At 70.2% G+C, this 17,425-nt stretch carries 16 protein-coding genes; 10 read left to right on the forward strand and 6 right to left on the reverse strand.

The genetic code is table 11. The features are described 5' to 3' along the window. The 5 genes from pgeF (at position 1) to OG257_RS28235 (ending at position 3,754) form a co-directional block, all read left to right on the forward strand. Positions 1–732 carry a peptidoglycan editing factor PgeF gene (gene pgeF, locus OG257_RS28215; protein WP_329212016.1) on the forward strand — a complete coding sequence of 244 codons (732 nt, stop codon included), beginning with the start codon at positions 1–3 and terminating at the stop codon, positions 730–732. A gap of 6 nt (positions 733–738) precedes the next feature. Then, positions 739–1,458, forward strand: a complete 720-nt coding sequence (locus tag OG257_RS28220; protein WP_329212018.1) for a YggS family pyridoxal phosphate-dependent enzyme — start codon at positions 739–741, stop codon at positions 1,456–1,458. A gap of 127 nt (positions 1,459–1,585) precedes the next feature. Continuing rightward, on the forward strand, positions 1,586–2,197 hold the full coding sequence (locus OG257_RS28225) for a cell division protein SepF (protein ID WP_329212020.1): 612 nt from the start codon (positions 1,586–1,588) through the stop codon (positions 2,195–2,197). An 89-nt stretch (positions 2,198–2,286) separates the two neighbouring features. Further along, complete coding sequence (locus OG257_RS28230) at positions 2,287–2,583, forward strand: YggT family protein (RefSeq protein ID WP_329212022.1); 297 nt, start codon at positions 2,287–2,289, stop codon at positions 2,581–2,583. A gap of 49 nt (positions 2,584–2,632) precedes the next feature. After that, on the forward strand, positions 2,633–3,754 hold the full coding sequence (locus tag OG257_RS28235; protein WP_329212024.1) for a DivIVA domain-containing protein: 1,122 nt from the start codon (positions 2,633–2,635) through the stop codon (positions 3,752–3,754). 278 nt (positions 3,755–4,032) lie between these two features. Here the strand turns inward: OG257_RS28235 and ileS are convergent, their stop codons facing one another. After that, entirely contained in the window at positions 4,033–7,179 is a 3,147-nt protein-coding gene (gene ileS, locus OG257_RS28240; protein WP_329212026.1) for an isoleucine--tRNA ligase, read from the reverse strand. A 564-nt stretch (positions 7,180–7,743) separates the two neighbouring features. Here ileS and OG257_RS28245 point away from each other — a divergent pair. From OG257_RS28245 to OG257_RS28260, 4 genes are read left to right on the forward strand one after another with little or no spacing between them, the layout of a single operon-like run. Further along, the gene (locus OG257_RS28245; RefSeq protein WP_329212028.1) at positions 7,744–8,520 is read left to right on the forward strand and encodes a TraR/DksA family transcriptional regulator; all 777 of its coding nucleotides are present in this window, start codon (positions 7,744–7,746) and stop codon (positions 8,518–8,520) included. A 57-nt stretch (positions 8,521–8,577) separates the two neighbouring features. Continuing rightward, positions 8,578–9,192 carry a signal peptidase II gene (gene lspA, locus OG257_RS28250; RefSeq protein WP_329212030.1) on the forward strand — a complete coding sequence of 205 codons (615 nt, stop codon included), beginning with the start codon at positions 8,578–8,580 and terminating at the stop codon, positions 9,190–9,192. 23 nt (positions 9,193–9,215) lie between these two features. After that, positions 9,216–10,157: an RluA family pseudouridine synthase gene (locus tag OG257_RS28255; RefSeq protein ID WP_329212032.1), complete on the forward strand. Its 942-nt coding sequence runs from the start codon at positions 9,216–9,218 to the stop codon at positions 10,155–10,157. Next, the gene (locus OG257_RS28260; protein ID WP_329212034.1) at positions 10,154–10,630 is read left to right on the forward strand and encodes a GNAT family N-acetyltransferase; all 477 of its coding nucleotides are present in this window, start codon (positions 10,154–10,156) and stop codon (positions 10,628–10,630) included. Before OG257_RS28255 ends, OG257_RS28260 begins: the two co-directional genes overlap by 4 nt. A 44-nt stretch (positions 10,631–10,674) precedes the next feature. Here the strand turns inward: OG257_RS28260 and OG257_RS28265 are convergent, their stop codons facing one another. Beyond that, on the reverse strand, positions 10,675–11,820 hold the full coding sequence (locus OG257_RS28265; RefSeq protein WP_329212036.1) for a mechanosensitive ion channel family protein: 1,146 nt from the start codon (positions 11,818–11,820) through the stop codon (positions 10,675–10,677). Positions 11,821–11,857: 37 nt separating this feature from the next. On the opposite strand from OG257_RS28265, the gene OG257_RS28270 reads away from it, so the two are divergent. Beyond that, entirely contained in the window at positions 11,858–12,442 is a 585-nt protein-coding gene (locus OG257_RS28270; protein WP_329212038.1) for a dienelactone hydrolase family protein, read from the forward strand. An 81-nt stretch (positions 12,443–12,523) separates the two neighbouring features. On the opposite strand, the gene OG257_RS28275 is transcribed toward OG257_RS28270, so the two are convergent. From OG257_RS28275 to OG257_RS28290, 4 genes are all read right to left on the reverse strand, one after another. Beyond that, positions 12,524–14,173, reverse strand: a complete 1,650-nt coding sequence (locus OG257_RS28275) for an alkaline phosphatase D family protein (RefSeq protein WP_329212040.1) — start codon at positions 14,171–14,173, stop codon at positions 12,524–12,526. Between the two features lie 147 nt (positions 14,174–14,320). After that, on the reverse strand, positions 14,321–15,136 hold the full coding sequence (locus OG257_RS28280) for a DsbA family protein (RefSeq protein WP_329212042.1): 816 nt from the start codon (positions 15,134–15,136) through the stop codon (positions 14,321–14,323). A 57-nt stretch (positions 15,137–15,193) separates the two neighbouring features. Continuing rightward, positions 15,194–15,919, reverse strand: a complete 726-nt coding sequence (locus tag OG257_RS28285) for a hypothetical protein (protein WP_329212044.1) — start codon at positions 15,917–15,919, stop codon at positions 15,194–15,196. Between the two features lie 45 nt (positions 15,920–15,964). Beyond that, complete coding sequence (locus OG257_RS28290) at positions 15,965–17,290, reverse strand: DUF2252 domain-containing protein (protein WP_329212045.1); 1,326 nt, start codon at positions 17,288–17,290, stop codon at positions 15,965–15,967. Positions 17,291–17,425: the final 135 nt, after the last annotated feature.

Here is a 17,425-nt window from a genome sequence, read left to right on the forward strand (position 1 = left end):
GTGAAGACCGCAGTGTCTTCGACGGGCGGCGCCCATTTCGCCTTCACCGACAGGTGGGGCGGAGTGAGCGCCGCTCCGTACGAGGAGCTCAACCTCGGCGGCGCGGTCGGCGACGACCCCGCCGCCGTCGGCGCGAACCGTGAACGCGCCGCCCGTTCCCTCGGTCTGGACCCGGCGCAGGTCGTCTGGATGAACCAGGTCCACGGTCGCGAGGTGGCCGTCGTCGACGGGCCCTGGGGCGACACGGCCGAGATTCCCGCGGTGGACGCGGTGGTGACAGCGCGGCGCGGACTCCCGCTCGCGGTGCTCACCGCCGACTGCACACCCGTACTGCTCGCCGATCCGGCCGCCGGCGTCATCGCCGCGGTCCACGCGGGCAGGCCCGGTCTGGTCGCGGGTGTCGTGCCGGCCGCCGTGGAGGCGATGACCGCTCTCGGCGCCGAACCGTCCCGGATCGTCGCCCACACCGGCCCGGCCGTCTGCGGGCGGTGCTACGAGGTCCCGGCGCAGATGCGCGCCGAGGTCGCGCAGGCCGTTCCCGCCTCCTGGTCGGAGACCGGCTGGGGGACGCCGGCGGTGGACGTCACCGCGGGAGTCCTCGCCCAGCTCGACGCCCTCGGCGTGAGCGACCGCCACAGTTCGCCGCACTGCACCCTGGAATCCGGCGACCACTTCTCGTACCGCCGCGACCGCACCACCGGGCGGCTCGCCGGATATGTCTGGTTGGACTGATAGGACATGACGGATCGCAGGTCTCAACTCGCGGCAAACCTGGCACAGGTGGAGGAACGCATTGTTTCCGCCTGCGCCGCGGCGGGCCGGAAGCGGGAGGAAGTGACCCTGATCGTGGTCACCAAGACCTACCCCGCGAGCGATGTGCGGATCCTGCACGAACTCGGTGTGCGGCAGGTCGCCGAGAACCGTGATCAGGACGCGGCACCCAAAGCTACTGCTTGTGCGGATCTGTCGCTCACATGGCACTTTGTCGGGCAGTTGCAGACGAACAAGGTTCGTTCCGTGGCCGGTTATGCCGACGTGGTGCAGTCGGTGGACCGGGTCAAACTGGTCACCGCGCTCTCGGCGGCGGCGGTGAAGGGCGGCCGCGAACTCGGCTGCCTCATCCAGGTCGCCCTGGACGCGGAGAGCGGCGAACGCGGTGACCGGGGAGGTGTCGCACCCGACGCGATCGAGGAGTTGGCCGCCGCGGTGGACGCGGCACCGGGGCTCCGGCTGGGAGGCCTGATGACCGTCGCCCCGCTCGCCGGACCGTACGCGGGCCGACAGCGGGCCGCGTTCGACCGGCTGATGGAATTCTCATCCCGCCTGCGCGGGAACCATCCGGCTGCGAACATGGTCTCCGCAGGGATGAGTGCGGATCTCGAGGACGCGGTGGCGGCCGGAGCGACACATGTACGCGTCGGTACGGCGGTACTCGGAGTCCGACCCCGGCTCGGGTAACGTCGCGAAGCAAGTCGGACCACAGCAGAAAATATGGTCATTCCCGCTCTGAGCGGGCAGGCCGGAGTGGATCTCGGGCACTTGGTGACACGAATGCCGATCCACCACAGAGCGGAGGACTCGGAGCATGGCCGGCGCGATGCGCAAGATGGCGGTCTACCTCGGCCTCGTGGAGGACGATGGGTACGACGGTCCGGGGTTCGACCCCGACGACGAATTCGAACCCGAACCGGAGCCCGAGCGGGACCGGAGGCGGCACCAGCCCGCGCATCAGGTGGAGCGGGAACGGGACGAACCGGTACGAGCGGTACAGCCGCCCGCGCAACGTGAGCCGGTTCAGCTCCCGGCGGAAAGCGGACGACCCGCCCGAATCGCCCCCGTGGCATCCATCACACCTGACCGCCCGAACATGGAGAAGAACGCACCGGTGATCATGCCCAAGGTTGTGTCCGAGCGGGAGCCCTACCGCATCACCACGCTGCACCCCAGGACGTACAACGAGGCCCGTACCATCGGGGAACACTTCCGTGAGGGCACTCCGGTGATCATGAACCTCACGGAGATGGACGACACGGATGCGAAGCGACTTGTCGACTTTGCGGCAGGCCTCGTCTTCGGACTCCATGGCAGCATTGAAAGGGTGACGCAGAAGGTGTTCCTGTTGTCGCCTGCTAACGTCGATGTCACGGCGGAGGACAAGGCCCGCATCGCAGAGGGCGGGTTCTTCAACCAGAGCTGAGAACACGAACAGGGATCAACCGGCCGTCAGGCCGGTGACCGGCCGGGAGGCCGGAGCTACGAAAGCCAGGGGAGAGGGAAGCGCGGGACATGGGCGTCGCACTGGATGTGGTCTATATCGCGCTGATGTGTTTCCTCATCGTGCTGATCTTCCGGCTGGTCATGGACTATGTCTTCCAGTTCGCACGTTCATGGCACCCAGGCAAGGCGATGGTGGTCGTTCTCGAGGGCACTTACACTGTCACCGATCCACCGCTGAAGCTTCTGAAGCGGTTCATACCACCGTTGCGTCTCGGGGGCGTGGCACTTGACCTGTCCTTCTTCGTTCTGATGATCATCGTCTACATCCTGCTCAGCATCGTGGGCAAGCTTGCGAGCAGCGTGTGAACGATACGGTCTTGCCGACTGCCGACGACTACGTAGAGGTGAAGAAGAGATGCCGCTGACCCCCGAGGACGTGCGGAACAAGCAGTTCACGACCGTCCGCCTCCGAGAAGGCTATGACGAGGACGAGGTCGATGCCTTCCTCGACGAGGTCGAATCGGAACTGACTCGTCTGCTCCGTGAGAACGAGGACCTGCGCGCCAAGCTGGCCGCGGCCACGCGTGCGGCTGCGCAGAACCAGCAGCAGCAGGGTATGCGCAAGCCGCCGGAGCAGCAGGACCGCCCCGGTGCTCCCGTACCCGCCGCCATATCTGGCCCGCCGGTGCAGCAGCAGCCCCCGCAGATGGGTCCCCCCCAGCTGTCCGGTGGAGCTCCGCAGCTGCCTGCCGGTCCCAGCGGCCACGGCCCCCAGGGCGGCCACGGTCCGCAGGGCCAGCACGGCCCCGGCCCGATGCAGGGCGGCCCCATGGGCGGTCCCATGGGTGGTCACCCCCAGCAGCAGCAGATGCAGCAGATGCAGCAGATGCAGCCGCCGCAGATGCAGCAGCAGGGTCCCGGTGGCGACAGTGCCGCCCGTGTCCTGTCCCTTGCTCAGCAGACCGCCGACCAGGCGATCGCGGAGGCCCGTTCCGAGGCCAACAAGATCGTCGGCGAGGCGCGCAGCCGCGCCGAGGGCCTGGAGCGGGACGCACGTGCCAAGGCGGACGCGCTGGAGCGGGACGCGCAGGAGAAGCACCGCGTGGCCATGGGCTCCCTCGAGTCGGCCCGCGCGACGCTTGAGCGCAAGGTCGAGGACCTGCGTGGCTTCGAGCGCGAGTACCGGACCCGCCTGAAGTCGTACCTGGAGAGCCAGCTGCGCCAGCTGGAGACCCAGGCCGACGACTCGCTGGCTCCGCCGCGGACCCCGGCAGCCGCTTCGCTGCCGCCGTCGGCCTCGCTGGCTCCGGCCGGTGCGGGCGCCATGGGTCACACCATGGGCGGCAACCACGGTGGGCACGGCAACCAGCAGATGGGCGGCAACCCGTCCATGGGTGGCCCTTCCTACGGTGGCCAGCAGCAGATGTCGCCCGCGATGACGCAGCCCATGGCTCCGGTCCGCCCGCAGGCGCCGCAGCCGATGCAGCAGGCGCCGTCGCCGATGCGCGGGTTCCTGATCGACGAGGACGACAACTGAGCGGTTCGCGCTCGCTGAGCGCGTAGCCGTCGGCAGGCTGAGGGCCGGGCCCCGGGATTCTTCCCGGGGCCCGGCCCTTTGTCGTGGCTGGAGGGCGTGCGGGCCGCTGCGCGGGGCTCGTCCCCTGCCCGCCCCTTCCCGAACCTGGGGCTCCGCCCCAGACCCCGCGCCTCGAACGCCGTCGAGGCTGGTTATCCCGGATACGGGATTGAGCGGGCAAGGGGACAAGAAAGGGCCCGGCCGGAAGGAATCCGGCCGGGCCCCTTGCGCGTCGGGGGTCAGCTCGACTTGCGGAGGCGGAACGTCAGGGACAGGCCCTCGTCCTCGAAGGGCTCGCCGTAGGCCGCGTCGGCCTCGCCCTCGGCGTAGTCCAGGGCCAGGACCTCGTCCGCGATCAGCGACGCGTGCTCGGTCAGTGCCTCGGCCGTCGCGGGGGACGTGGACGTCCAGCGCACCGCGATACGGTCCGCCACGTCCAGGCCGCTGTTCTTGCGGGCCTCCTGGATCAGCCTGATCGCGTCACGGGCCAGCCCCGCGCGCCGCAGCTCCGGGGTGATCTCGAGGTCCAGGGCGACCGTGGCGCCCGAGTCGGAGGCCACCGACCAGCCCTCGCGCGGGGTCTCGGTGATGATGACCTCGTCGGGGGAGAGGGTGATCCGCTCACCGTCGACCTCGACCGACGCGGTGCCCTCGCGCAGGGCCAGCGAGAGCGCGGCGGCGTCGGTGTCCGCGACGGCCTTGGCCACCGCCTGGACGCCCTTGCCGAACCGCTTGCCCAGGGCCCGGAAGTTCGCCTTCGCCGTCGTGTCGACCAGCGAGCCGCCGACCTCGGACAGGGAGGCCAGCGAGGAGACGTTCAGCTCCTCCGTGATCTGGGCGTGCAGCTCGGCGGAGAGGTTCTCGAAGCCCGAGGCCGCGACCAGGGCGCGGGACAGCGGCTGACGGGTCTTGACACCCGACTCGGCCCGCGTGGCACGTCCCAGCTCGACCAGGCGACGGACCAGCGCCATCTGCGTGGAGAGCGCGGGGTCGATCGCCGACAGGTCCGCCTTGGGCCAGGTGGACAGGTGCACCGACTCCGGGGCGTCCGGGGTGACGGGGGCGACCAGGTCCTGCCAGACACGCTCCGTGATGAACGGGGTCAGCGGGGCCATCAGCCGGGTGACCGTCTCGACGACCTCGTGCAGCGTGCGCAGCGCCGCCTTGTCGCCCTGCCAGAAGCGGCGGCGCGAGCGGCGTACGTACCAGTTGGACAGATCGTCGACGAACGCGGACAGCAGCTTGCCGGCGCGCTGGGTGTCGTAGGTCTCCAGCGCCTGGGTGACCTGGTCCACCAGGGCGTTCAGCTCGCTCAGCAGCCAGCGGTCCAGGACCGTGCGATCGGCCGGTGCCGGATCGGCCGCGGACGGCGCCCAGCCCGACGTACGGGCGTACAGGGCCTGGAACGCGACCGTGTTCCAGTAGGTGAGGAGCGTCTTGCGGACGACCTCCTGGATCGTGCCGTGGCCCACACGGCGTGCCGCCCAGGGGGAGCCGCCGGCGGCCATGAACCAGCGCACGGCGTCGGCGCCGTGCTGGTCCATGAGCGGGATCGGCTGGAGGATGTTCCCGAGGTGCTTGGACATCTTGCGGCCGTCCTCGGCGAGGATGTGGCCGAGGCAGACCACGTTCTCGTAACTGGACTTGTCGAAGACGAGCGTGCCGACCGCCATCAGCGTGTAGAACCAGCCGCGGGTCTGGTCGATGGCCTCCGAGATGAACTGCGCCGGGTAGCGGCTCTCGAAGATCTCCTTGTTCTTGTACGGGTAGCCCCACTGGGCGAAAGGCATCGAGCCCGAGTCGTACCAGGCGTCGATGACCTCGGGGACGCGGTACGCCTCCAGCTGGCAGTTCTCCTGCGTGCAGGTGAACGTGATCTCGTCGATGAACGGACGGTGCGGGTCCAGGTCCGACTGGTCGGTCCCCGTGAGCCCGGAGAGCTCGGCGCGGGAGCCCACGCAGGTCAGGTGGTTGTCCTCGCAGCGCCAGATGGGCAGCGGGGTGCCCCAGTAGCGGTTGCGGGACAGGGCCCAGTCGACGTTGTTGTTCAGCCAGTCACCGAAGCGGCCGGTCTTGACCGAGTCCGGGAACCAGTTGGTCTTCTCGTTCTCCTCGAGGAGCCGGTCCTTGACGGCCGTCGTGCGGATGTACCAGGACGGCTGCGCGTAGTACAGCAGCGCCGTGTGGCAGCGCCAGCAGTGCGGGTAGCTGTGCTCGTAGGGGACGTGGCGGAAGAGCTTCCCGCGGGCGTCCAGGTCCGCGGTGAGCGCCTCGTCGGCCTTCTTGAAGAAGACGCCGCCGACCAGCGGCAGGTCCTCCTCGAAGGTCCCGTCGGGGCGGACGGGGTTCACGACGGGGAGGCCGTAGGAGCGGCAGACGACGAGGTCGTCGGCGCCGAAGGCGGGGGACTGGTGGACCAGACCCGTACCGTCCTCGGTCGTGACGTACTCGGCGTTGACGACGTAGTGGGCCTCGGCCGGGAAGTCGACGAGCTGGAACGGGCGCTCGTACGTCCAGCGCTCCATCTCACGGCCGGTGAAGGACTGGCCGGTGAGCTCCCAGCCCTCGCCGAGAGCCTTCTCGACCAGCGGCCGGGCGACGACCAGCTTCTCCTCGCCGTTCGTCGCGACGACGTAGGTGACGTCGGGGTGCGCGGCGACGGCGGTGTTGGAGACCAGGGTCCAGGGGGTGGTCGTCCAGACCAGGAGGGCCGCCTCGCCTGCCAGCGGGCCGCTCGTGAGCGGGAAGCGCACGAAGACCGAGGGGTCGACGACCGTCTCGTAGCCCTGGGCCAGCTCGTGGTCGGAGAGGCCGGTGCCGCAGCGCGGGCACCAGGGGGCGACGCGGTGGTCCTGGACCAGCAGGTCCTTGTTGAAGATCTCCTTCAGGGACCACCACACGGAGTCGACGTACTCCGGGTCCATCGTGCGGTAGGCGTCGTCGAGGTCGACCCAGTAGCCCATGCGGGTCGTGAGCTCGGTGAAGGCGTCGGTGTGCCGGGTCACCGACTCACGGCACTTGGCGTTGAACTCGGCGATGCCGTACGCCTCGATGTCCTTCTTGCCGTTGAAGCCCAGCTCCTTCTCGACCGCGAGCTCCACCGGCAGGCCGTGACAGTCCCAGCCGGCCTTGCGGCCGACGTGGTAGCCCTGCATGGTGCGGAAGCGGGGAAAGACGTCCTTGAAGACGCGGGCCTCGATGTGGTGGGCCCCGGGCATGCCGTTGGCGGTCGGCGGGCCCTCGTAGAAGACCCACTCGGGGCGGCCCTCGGACTGTTCGAGGCTCTTGGTGAAGACCTTGCTGTCACGCCAGAAGTCGAGCACGGCGTGCTCGAGGGCGGGCAGGTCGACCTGGGCGGGTACCTGGCGGTACTGCGGCGATGTCATGTGCGGGCTTCCTCCGGCGGACGTCTTCCACTTCCGTCGGAGGGACGAGAACCGGCAGGCTCCCGCGGTACCACCCTCCTTGGCCCCGGGCATACGCCCTTGGCCCCCTCATTGGGGTCGCGATGCCGGGTCTACTCGCCCTGCGCCGCGGGAGGATCCCACGGTCCAAAGCTTTCTTCCGGCGGCTCCGGGGTGATCTTCACGACGCGCTCGCCCCCGGGCTCCCACCGTCCCCGGGTCGCTGCGGGCTGCGTACGACGCTACTCGTCCCATCCATGCCTCTCGCTGCGGCCAGTGTACGGGCCCGTACGGGCGACGGCCGACCGGTTTACCGGCGGGGTGCGGCGTGACCCGAATGGCCAGACGGGGCGGAGGGAGTCCTGGCGGGCGTATCGGGAGCGGATTACCGCGCGGGGAGCTGGGCACAACGGTTGCAGGCGCGTCACGACCCGGGCACGGGGAGGGGCGAACCGGCGGCGTGCCCCGTTGCCGTGGGGCTGGGGTCGATTTATCGTCCCAGCACGATTCGCGTGCAAGATCACAATATGTGAAGGGGCCGCGGCCATGGTGGCGAAGAAGACCGCCGTAACAGGAACGGCGTCGGCGAGATCCACGGGTCCGGTGGCCGAGGAGACGGCCGGAGAGGCGACGAAGAAGGCAACGAAGAAGGCGGCGAAGAAACCGGCCAAGAGGGCGGCCAAGAAGGCCGCCGCCGGGCCGCCGGACGAGCAGGAACGGGCCGATCGGGCTCCGGCGCACCACGGGCCGGCGAAGAAGAGCGCAGCCAAGAAGGCTTCGAAGAAGGCCACGGGGGCGGCCCAGGCCGCCGAGCAGACAGGAGCCCACACGGTGGTAGCCAAGAAGAGCGCCGGCCGGACCACGGCGGTAGGAAAGGGCGGTGCCACAGCGGTGCCGCCGGCCCGTGCGGCCGCTGCGACGGCGCCCGGCGAGCTGGCGGTCAGGCCGGGGGAGGACCCCTGGACGCCCGAAGAGGTCGCGGAGGCGAGGACGGAGCTGTCCAGCGAGGTCATCCGGCTGCGAAACGAGCTGGAGGCATCGGGAGCGGCGCTGGCCGGGCTGATGCGGGACTCCGGCGACGGGGCGGGTGACGACGAGGCGGACACCGGCACCAAGAACATCACGCGCGAGCACGAGCTGTCCCTGGCGGCCAACGCCCAGGAGATGCTGGAACAGACCGAACGCGCCCTCGCCAGGCTCGACGCGGGGACGTACGGGCTGTGCGAGATCTGCGGCAACCCGATCGGCAAGGCGCGCATGCAGGCGTTCCCCCGGGCCACGCTCTGCGTCGAGGACAAACAGAAGCAGGAGCGACGCGGTTGACCGAGGCGGTGTGTCGTACCCTCGTCCTCAGTCAGGCACCTAGGTTGAGGGACTCACGTGGCAGAGGCGGAGCGCATCATCGGTACGCCGGATATCCCTGATGCCGAGGGGGCTGACGGGGCAGAGCCCCAGCAGCCCTCCGAGGGCGCGACTCAGGCCGGGAGCGACGACACGGGCGGCGGCAGGGGCAGGCGGAAGATCCTCGTGCTCTTCGTCGTGGCCGTGGTCGCCTACCTGCTGGACCTGGTCAGCAAGATGATCGTGGTCGCGAAGCTGGAGCACCAGGAGCCCATCGAGATCTTCGGCGACTGGCTGAAGCTCGACGCCATCCGGAACGCGGGTGCCGCGTTCGGGATGGGCGAGGCGTTCACGGTGATCTTCACGGCCATCGCCGCGGTCGTGATCGTGGTGATCGCCAGGCTCGCGCGCAAGCTCTACAGCCTGCCCTGGGCCATCGCCCTCGGGCTGCTGCTCGGCGGAGCGCTCGGCAACCTCACCGACCGCATCTTCCGCGCACCCGGCGTCTTCGAGGGCGCGGTGGTGGACTTCATCGCCCCCGCGCACTTCGCCGTCTTCAACCTCGCCGACTCCGCGATCGTCTGCGGCGGGATCCTGATCGTGATCCTTTCCTTCAAGGGCCTGGACCCCGACGGCACCGTGCACAAGGACTAGTGGGCGCAAGGCATACTCGACAGGTGAGTACGTATCCCGAGGTCCGCACCCTGCCCGTACCCGACGGTCTGGAAGGCGAGCGTGTAGACGCCGCCATCTCCAGGATGTTCGGTTTCTCCCGTACCAAGGCCGCCGAGCTGGCCGCAGCCGGGAAGGTCCAGGTGGACGGTGCGGTGGCCGGGAAGTCCGAGCGGGTGCACGGCGGCGCCTGGCTGGAAGTGGAGATGCCGCAGGCAGCCGCTCCGGTCCAGATCGTTGCCGAGCCCGTCGAGGGCATGGAGATCGTGCACGACGACGACGACATCGTCGTGATCATGAAGCCCGTCGGCGTCGCGGCCCACCCGAGCCCCGGCTGGACCGGCACCACGGTCATCGGCGGCCTCGCGGCGGCCGGCTACCGGATCTCCACCTCGGGTGCCGCCGAGCGCCAGGGCATCGTGCACCGGCTGGACGTCGGCACCTCCGGACTGATGGTCGTGGCCAAGTCCGAGCGGGCCTACACCCTGCTCAAGGCCCAGTTCCGCGACCGGGTCGTCGAGAAGAAGTACCACGCGCTGGTCCAGGGCCACCCGGACCCGATGAGCGGCACCATCGACGCCCCCATCGGGCGTCACCCGCAGCACGACTACAAGTGGGCCGTCACCGCCGAGGGCAAGCCCTCCGTGACGCACTACGACCTCATCGAGGCCTACCGCGCCGCCAGCCTGCTGGACATCAAGCTGGAGACCGGGCGCACCCACCAGATCCGGGTGCACATGTCCGCCCACCGCCACCCCTGCGTCGGCGACCTGACCTACGGCGCCGACCCGACCATGGCCAAGCGCCTCGGTCTGACCCGCCAGTGGCTGCACGCGGTCCGGCTCGGCTTCGAGCACCCCTCGGACGGCAGCTGGGTCGAGTTCTCCAGCACCTACCCGGACGACCTGCGCCACGCCCTCGAGACGATCGCGGCGGAGAGCGAGTGAACACCGTGCCCGCCGCGTACAGCACCCGCAGGGCCGTCGAGGAGAACGATCTCTCGGCGTGCTTCCAGGTCCGCAAGACCGTCTTCGTCGGTGAGCAGCAGGTGCCCGAGGACATCGAGTACGACGCCTACGACGCCGGCGCGGTCCACGTCCTCGCCGTTGCGGCGGACGGCTCCGCACTCGGTACGGGCAGGCTGCTGCACGGCTCCGCGGCGGCGGGCAAGACCGGCGGCGCCGAAGCCGTCGGCTCCCTCGGCCGGCTGGCCGTGACCCACGAGGCGCGCGGCCTCGGGGTCGGTGCCGCGCTGGTGCGCGCCATCGAGGACGAGGCGCGCACCCTCGGCCTGACCGCTGTCGACCTGCACGCCCAGACCCATGCGCTCGGCTTCTACGAGCGGCTCGGGTACGTGGCGTACGGCCCCGAATTCCCGGACGCCGGAATGCCGCACCGGGCGATGCGCCGCACGCTCTGACCGCGGCGCCCGCCCGAGGCGCCCGGCGACGCCCGTGAGGGCGGTCAGCCGCGGCCCGTGCGCGGGGCCCTGCCCGGGGCAGGCACCCGGCCCTCGGGACGCTCCCGGCCGCCGTCCTGCGCACCCGTCAGTTCCGGCCAGTGGTCGCCCGGCGGCAGTACCGCGGGTGACGTCACGATCCGGGGCAGCGCGTACGGATGGTGGTCGCGCAGCCAGCCGACGAGCTGCTCCCGCACCGCACAGCGCACCGTCCAGATGTCGTCCGCGTCCTTCGCGGTGACCACGGCCCGCACCTCGATCGTCGACGCAGTGGTGTCCGTGACGGCCAGGGACCAGTCGCGGCCGTCCCAGGCCGCGCAATCGCCGAGGATCTCGCGCAGCTGTTCACGCATCGCGGCGACCGGCGCCGAGTGGTCGAGCTGGAAGAAGACCGTGCCGGTCATCTGGATTCCGCCGCGCGACCAGTTCTCGAACGGCTTGCTGGTGAAGTACGACACCGGCATGGTGATCCGCCGCTCGTCCCAGGTCCGCACGGCGAGGAAGGTCAGGGTGATCTCCTCCACGGTGCCCCACTCGCCGTCCACCACCACGGTGTCGCCGATCCGGACCATGTCACCGAAAGCGATCTGGAAGCCGGCGAAGAGGTTGCCGAGCGTCGACTGGGCCGCGACACCGGCGACGATGCCGAGCACACCGGCGGAGGCCAGCATCGAGGTGCCGACGGTACGCATCGCCGGGAAGGTCAGCAGCATCGCCGCGACCGCGACCGTCGCCACCACGGCGGTGACCACACGCTGGATCAGCGTGACCTGGGTCCGTACCCGGCGGACCCGGGCCGGATCGCGGGTGGACGTCGCGTAGCGGGCGTACGAGGACTCCACGGCGGTGGCCGCGACGCGCAGCACCAGCCAGGCCGACGCCGCGATCAGCACCAGGGTCATGGCCTGGCCGATCCCTGCCCGGTGGTCCCGCACCGGGTCGAGGCGTACGTGGATGTAGGTGGCCCGCAGCAGCGCCGTGCAGAGCACGACCTGCAGCGGAGGCCGGCAGCGCCGCAGCAGGCCCCAGACGGGTGTCTCGCTGTGGCGGCTGTCGGCCCGGCGCAGCAGCAGATCGACCAGCCAGCCCACCAGCAGTGTGATCACCAGCGATCCGCCCAGCACGAGCAGCGGTCGCACTACGTTCTCCATTCCCCGGTCCTCCAAGCGTTGGGGCACAGCTGGCACCATGGACGTCATGAACATCATGCTTTTCCACTCGACCATCGGTCTGCGGCCCGCTGTGCACGCGGCTGCCGACCGGCTGCGTGCAGCCGGGCATGAGGTGCGCGTGCCCGATCTCTTCGAGGGGCACACCTTCGACACGGTCGAGGAAGGAATGGCTTTCCAGCAGCAGGTGGGCAAGGACGAGTTGCTCAAGCGCGCCGTGCTGGCAGCCGCACCCTATTCCGACCAGGGCCTTGTGTACGCGGGCTTCTCCTTCGGGGCGTCGGTGGCGCAGACCCTCGCGCTCGGCGACGCCAAGGCGCGCGGGCTGCTGCTGCTCCACGGCACGTCGGACATCGCCGAGACCGCCTCGGTGGACGAACTGCCGGTGCAGCTGCACGTCGCCGACCCCGATCCGTTCGAGTCGCACGACTGGCTGAACAGCTGGTACCTCCAGATGCAGCGGACCGGCGCGGATGTCGAGGTCTACCGCTACCCCGGGGCCGGGCACCTGTTCACCGACCCGGACCTGCCCGACTACGACGAGGAGTCGGCCGAGCTGGCCTGGAAGGTCGGGCTCGGGTTCCTCGCCACGCTCCAGGCATGAGGGAGGGCCCCGCACCTCGGTGCGGGGCCCCCTTGCCGCGCTCCTCGGCCTTCGCGGCCCGGACGCGGCTCCTCGGCGCGGTCAGCGCACAGGGGCGTCGGCCCGTTCGATCTTCTGGGTTCCGCTGCGCGTGCGGTAGGAGCGGACCCAGGACGCGGTCGCGTCCTTCTTCGTCTTGTCCGAGATCATGTAGTAGTCCATCTGCGACCGTTCGGCCGTCACATCGAGGACGCCGTAGCCGTGCGAGTCCAGGTCGATCCACTTCACATGGCGGTTGGCGGCCTTGACCGCTGCCGCGGCGACCACCGAGACGGTCTGGGGTGCCACCCGGAGGATGTCGTCCAGGTTGTCCGAAGTCACCGAGGTCACCACGAACTCGGTGGCCGCCGAGGCGGACAGCGGGTACGTCGCGGCCTTCACGGGGACGTCGTTGGCCCACGCCATGTGGATGTCACCCGTGAGGAAGACCGTGTTGGTCACCGAGCGGTCCCGCAGATGCGAGATCAGCTCCTTGCGGTCGTCCGTGTAGCCGTCCCACTGGTCGACGTTGACCGCGAGCCCCTCCCCGGGAAGCCCCAGCAACTCCGCGAGCGGCGCCAGCAGATGGGCGGGCAGCGCGCCGAAGGCGACCGGCGAGATCATGACCGAGGTGCCGACCAGCTTCCACCTGGCGTCCGATCCGGCGAGCCCGGCCTTCAGCCAGTCCAGTTGCGCCCGCCCGGTGATCGAGCGCTCCGGGTCGTCGACCGCGCCGTTGCCGATGGACGCCTGCTCGGAGCGGAAGCTGCGCAGGTCGAGCAGGTGCAGCTCGGCCAGGCTGCCGAAGCTCAGACGCCGGTAGACGGTGCCCTCGGTGGAGGCGCGGACCGGCATCCACTCGAAGTACGCCTGCTTCGCGGCGGCGACCCGTGCGGCCCAGGCGCCCTCGGTGCCCGGGGTGTGGTTCTCGGCCCCGCCCGACCACGCGTCGTTCGCGAATTCGTGGTCGTCCCAGATCGCGATCACCGGGTGGGCGGCGTGCAGCGACTGGAGGTCGGTGTCCGTCTTGTACGTGCCGTGCCTGGTCCGGTAGTCGGCGAGGGTGAGGATCTCGTGGAGCGGGGCGTGGGGGCGCACCACGGTGTCCTGGGTCGGATAACTGCCCGACGCGTACTCGTAGATGTAGTCGCCCAGGTGGAGAACGGCGTCCAGGTCCGCGCGAGCCGCGAGATGCCGGTACGGGGAGAACCAGCCGGCCTCCCAGTTGGCGCAGGACACCACGCCGAAGCGGATCCCCGGGGTGGCCGCACCCGCGGCGGGAGCCGTGCGGGTGCGGCCGACGGGAGAGCGGACCGGTTCCCCGGCGCCCGCCGAGAAACGGAAGTAGTACGTCGTCGCGGGGCGCAGTCCACGGACGTCGGCCTTGACCGTGTGGTCGGAGGCGGCCTTCGAGACGGCCGTGCCCTGCGCGGCTATCCGGGAGAAGGCCTTGTCCTCGGCGATCTCCCAGCGCACCGCCGTATCGGCGCCGCGGCCGGAGCCGGGCACGGCGTCGGCGGTGGGAGTGACACGGGTCCAGAGCAGGATGCCGTCGGGCAGTGGATCGCCCGAGGCCACGCCGTGCAGGAAGGCAGGGCCCTCTGCGGCACGGGCACTTGTGGCGGATGCGAGCACGGGGGCGGCGACCGCTGTGGCGGCGGCGGCTCTGACGACCGTGCGGCGGCTGGGTGCGGAAAGATGTCGACTGGTCACGGACGATCACCCTACTGGTGGGTAGAGCGAACAGGCGGGCGAACAAAGGAAGTTCGCCCGCCTGTTGGGTATTCGCCGCCCGGAGTTACGTCCGGGGTGTACCCGGGGCCGCAGGTTCTCCCGCCGGCCCCCGGGTTCGTGGACCCGTCAGCCCTTCAGCGCCTTGGTGATCGCCGCGTTGTACTCGGCCACCGTCATGGGCGCGTTCTTGCTGCCCTCGGCGGTGACGGTCTTGCCGTCCATCTTCAGCGTCGGCGTGCCCTGGACGCCGCTCTTGTCGAACGTCTTGGACATCTTGATCGCCCAGGCGTCGTACGTACCGTCCTCGACGTCCTTCTGGAACGCGCTGTTGCCCTTCAGCGCGTCCACCGAGTCCGCCACCTCGATCAGGTAGCTGTCCTTGGCGAACTTGTCCTGGCTCTCCTCGGGGTGGTACTTCGCGGAGTACAGGGCGGCCTTGTAGTCCAGGAAGGCCTCGGGGCTCACATCGAGCGCCGCACCCAGCGCACTCAGGGCGTTCTTGGAGCCCTCGCCGTTGTCGGAGTTGTCGATGAAGGTCGCACCGACGTACTTGATCTTGTACTTGCCGGCGTCGACGTCCTTGGCGACCGTTTCGCCGACCGTCTGCTCGAACGTGGCGCAGATCGGGCAGCGCGAGTCCTCGTACAGCTCCAGGGTCTTCTTGGCGGTCGACTCGCCGATGACGACGGTCGTGCCGTTGTCGCCCGAGGTGTTCTTCGGCGCGGTCACGTTCTTCGCGTCCGCGGCCGCCTCCCAGCCGGAGGGCTTGTTCAGCTGCATCACGCCGTAGCTGACGCCTCCCGCGATCGCCAGCACGGCGACCACGGAGACGGCGACGACGACCTGCTTGCGGACCTTGTCCTTCTTGGCCTGGCGCTCGCGCTCGACGCGCAGCCGCTCACGGGCGGCTGACTTGTTGGCCTGGCTGTTGCGGTTGCTCATGACTGCTTCTCCGTGGGTACGTGTGGGGTGGTTCCGGGGTCTGCCGCGTGCTCGTGCTCAGGAAAGGGCACAGGCCGGGCGCGGCGGTCCCCTCCGTCCCACGGAGTGCACGAGGAGGCGGGCCGGGAAGAGCGGGTCGGCCCGTCCGCCGGAGCGCGGGTCGCGCCGTGCGTGGCGCCGGGCGGTCCCCAGCACGGCGACCGCGGTCAGCAGCGGCCGGAACGCGACCGCGGCCGCCGCTCGCAGGAGCCCCGCCAGCGCGGACTCACCGCGCCGCAGCCAGGCCGCGGCCAGCAGGCCCACGGTCACGTGCGCGGCCAGCAGCAGCCACGGCACGGCGGGACCGGGCGAGGCCAGGAGGGCTGCCGCGCGGTCGCCCGTGCCGGTCACCCCCGCCAGCGGTGTGCCGACCGCGGCCACACCCGCGAGGTGCGAGGAGCCCGTGCCCGCCTCACCGCCGCACAGCACATCGACGCCCACGGAGCGCAGCGGGCCCGCGATCGGGCCGCCCGCCGCCCCGTAACAGAGGTGCTGTCCGGTGGTGAACACGGTGTCGGCGGCCAGCTCCAGCGGAACCAGCAGCCCGGCGATCGCCCCGAAGCCGCGCTCCCGGCCCGCCAGCGCGAACGCCACGGCGAAGACGGCCCCGGCCAGCAGGACGACCGCCGTCAGCGGCAGCGGGACCCGGGAGAGCAGCACATGGGACGCGGAGGAGAGCGTGACGACGAGCGCGGTGAACAGCGCCGCGCGTACCGCTCTGAACTGCGTCCCTGATACGTCCATCGCCGGAGAGTGTGCCATGTGAACCTGTAAGCGAGTCCTAAGGACCTACAGGCCGGGGATGCGGCCGTTGCGGAAGAGGTCCACGAAGATCTGATGATCGGCACGGGCGCGGGCGCCGTAGCTGTGCGCGAAGTCGACCAGCAGCTCCGCGAAGCCCTTCTCGTCCGACGCGATCGCCGCGTCGATCGCACGCTCCGTGGAGAACGGCACCAGCGAGTGCCCGCTCTCGTCGTCCGCCGCCGAGTGCATCGTCGCCGTCGCCCGGCCGAGGTCGGCGACGACCGCCGCGATCTCCTCCGGCTCGTCGATGTCGGACCAGTCCAGATCGACCGCGTACGGCGAGACCTCGGCGACCAGCTGACCCGCCCCGTCCAGCTCCGTCCAGCCCAGCCACGGGTCGGCGTGCGCCTGCAGCGCGCGCTGCGAGATCACCGTGCGGTGCCCCTCGTGCTGGAAGTAGTCCCGCACGGCCGTGTCCGTGATGTGCCGCGAGACCGCCGGGGTCTGCGCCTGCTTGAGGTAGATCACCACGTCGTTCTCCAGGGCGTCGCTGTTGCCCTCCAGGAGGATGTTGTACGAGGGCAGGCCCGCCGACCCGATACCGATGCCGCGACGGCCGACGACGTCCTTGACCCGGTAGGAGTCCGGCCGGGTCAGGCTCGACTCGGGGAGCGTCTCCAGATAGCCGTCGAACGCGGCGAGCACCTTGTAGCGGGTCGCGGCGTCCAGGTCGATCGCACCGCCGCCGGCGGCGAAGCGGCGCTCGAAGTCCCGGATCTCCGTCATCGAGTCCAGCAGCCCGAAACGGGTCAGGGACCGGGCATCACGCAGCGCGTCGAGCAGCGGACCCTCGGCGGTGTCCAGGGTGAAGGGCGGGACCTCGTCGTTCTTCGCGCCCGTCGCCAGGGCATGGATCCGCTCCCGGTAGGCCGCGGCGTAGACCCGGACGAGCTCGGTGATCTGGTCGTCGCCCAGCGCCTTCGCGTAGCCGATCAGGGCGACGGAGGCGGCGAAGCGCTTGAGGTCCCAGGTGAACGGGCCGACATAGGCCTCGTCGAAGTCGTTGACGTTGAAGATCAGCCGGCCGTTGGCGTCCATGTACGTGCCGAAATTCTCCGCGTGCAGATCGCCGTGGATCCAGACCCGGCTCGTGCGCTCGTCGAGGTACGGCCCGCTGCGCCGCTCACGGTCCAGATCGGCGTAGAACAGCCCGGCCGAGCCGCGGTAGAAGGCGAAGGCCGAGCCCGCCATCTTGCGGAACTTCACCCGGAAAGCGGCGGGATCGGCGGCCAGGAGCTCACCGAAAGCGGTGTCGAAAACGGCAAGGATCTGCTCCCCGCGCTGCTCGCCGCTGGGCTGCGTGTCCGACATCGCTGGGTGCCTCCTGCTACATGGCGTTCATGACAAATGGGGCGGGTGTCCCCGCCCTTCCAACGCGCGACCGTACCCCGGAGTGCCCGTCGCCTGTCACCTCCAAGACGTAGACTTCCCCGCTGTCCCCCCAAG

The organism is Streptomyces sp. NBC_00683 (genome assembly GCF_036226745.1).
GTDB lineage: Bacteria > Actinomycetota > Actinomycetes > Streptomycetales > Streptomycetaceae > Streptomyces.

What these genes read in the sequence shown, in the direction of transcription:
- OG257_RS28265 (WP_329212036.1), bottom strand. Translation starts at nt 11,820, where the DNA reads ATGGAGAACGTAGTGCGACCGCTGCTCGTGCTGGGCGGATCGCTGGTG.
- OG257_RS28225 (WP_329212020.1), top strand. Translation starts at nt 1,586, where the DNA reads ATGGCCGGCGCGATGCGCAAGATGGCGGTCTACCTCGGCCTCGTGGAG.
- OG257_RS28285 (WP_329212044.1), bottom strand. Translation starts at nt 15,919, where the DNA reads ATGGACGTATCAGGGACGCAGTTCAGAGCGGTACGCGCGGCGCTGTTC.
- OG257_RS28245 (WP_329212028.1), top strand. Translation starts at nt 7,744, where the DNA reads ATGGTGGCGAAGAAGACCGCCGTAACAGGAACGGCGTCGGCGAGATCC.
- ileS (WP_329212026.1), bottom strand. Translation starts at nt 7,179, where the DNA reads ATGACATCGCCGCAGTACCGCCAGGTACCCGCCCAGGTCGACCTGCCC.
- OG257_RS28280 (WP_329212042.1), bottom strand. Translation starts at nt 15,136, where the DNA reads ATGAGCAACCGCAACAGCCAGGCCAACAAGTCAGCCGCCCGTGAGCGG.
- OG257_RS28290 (WP_329212045.1), bottom strand. Translation starts at nt 17,290, where the DNA reads ATGTCGGACACGCAGCCCAGCGGCGAGCAGCGCGGGGAGCAGATCCTT.
- OG257_RS28230 (WP_329212022.1), top strand. Translation starts at nt 2,287, where the DNA reads ATGGGCGTCGCACTGGATGTGGTCTATATCGCGCTGATGTGTTTCCTC.
- OG257_RS28235 (WP_329212024.1), top strand. Translation starts at nt 2,633, where the DNA reads ATGCCGCTGACCCCCGAGGACGTGCGGAACAAGCAGTTCACGACCGTC.
- OG257_RS28220 (WP_329212018.1), top strand. Translation starts at nt 739, where the DNA reads ATGACGGATCGCAGGTCTCAACTCGCGGCAAACCTGGCACAGGTGGAG.
- OG257_RS28270 (WP_329212038.1), top strand. Translation starts at nt 11,858, where the DNA reads ATGGACGTCATGAACATCATGCTTTTCCACTCGACCATCGGTCTGCGG.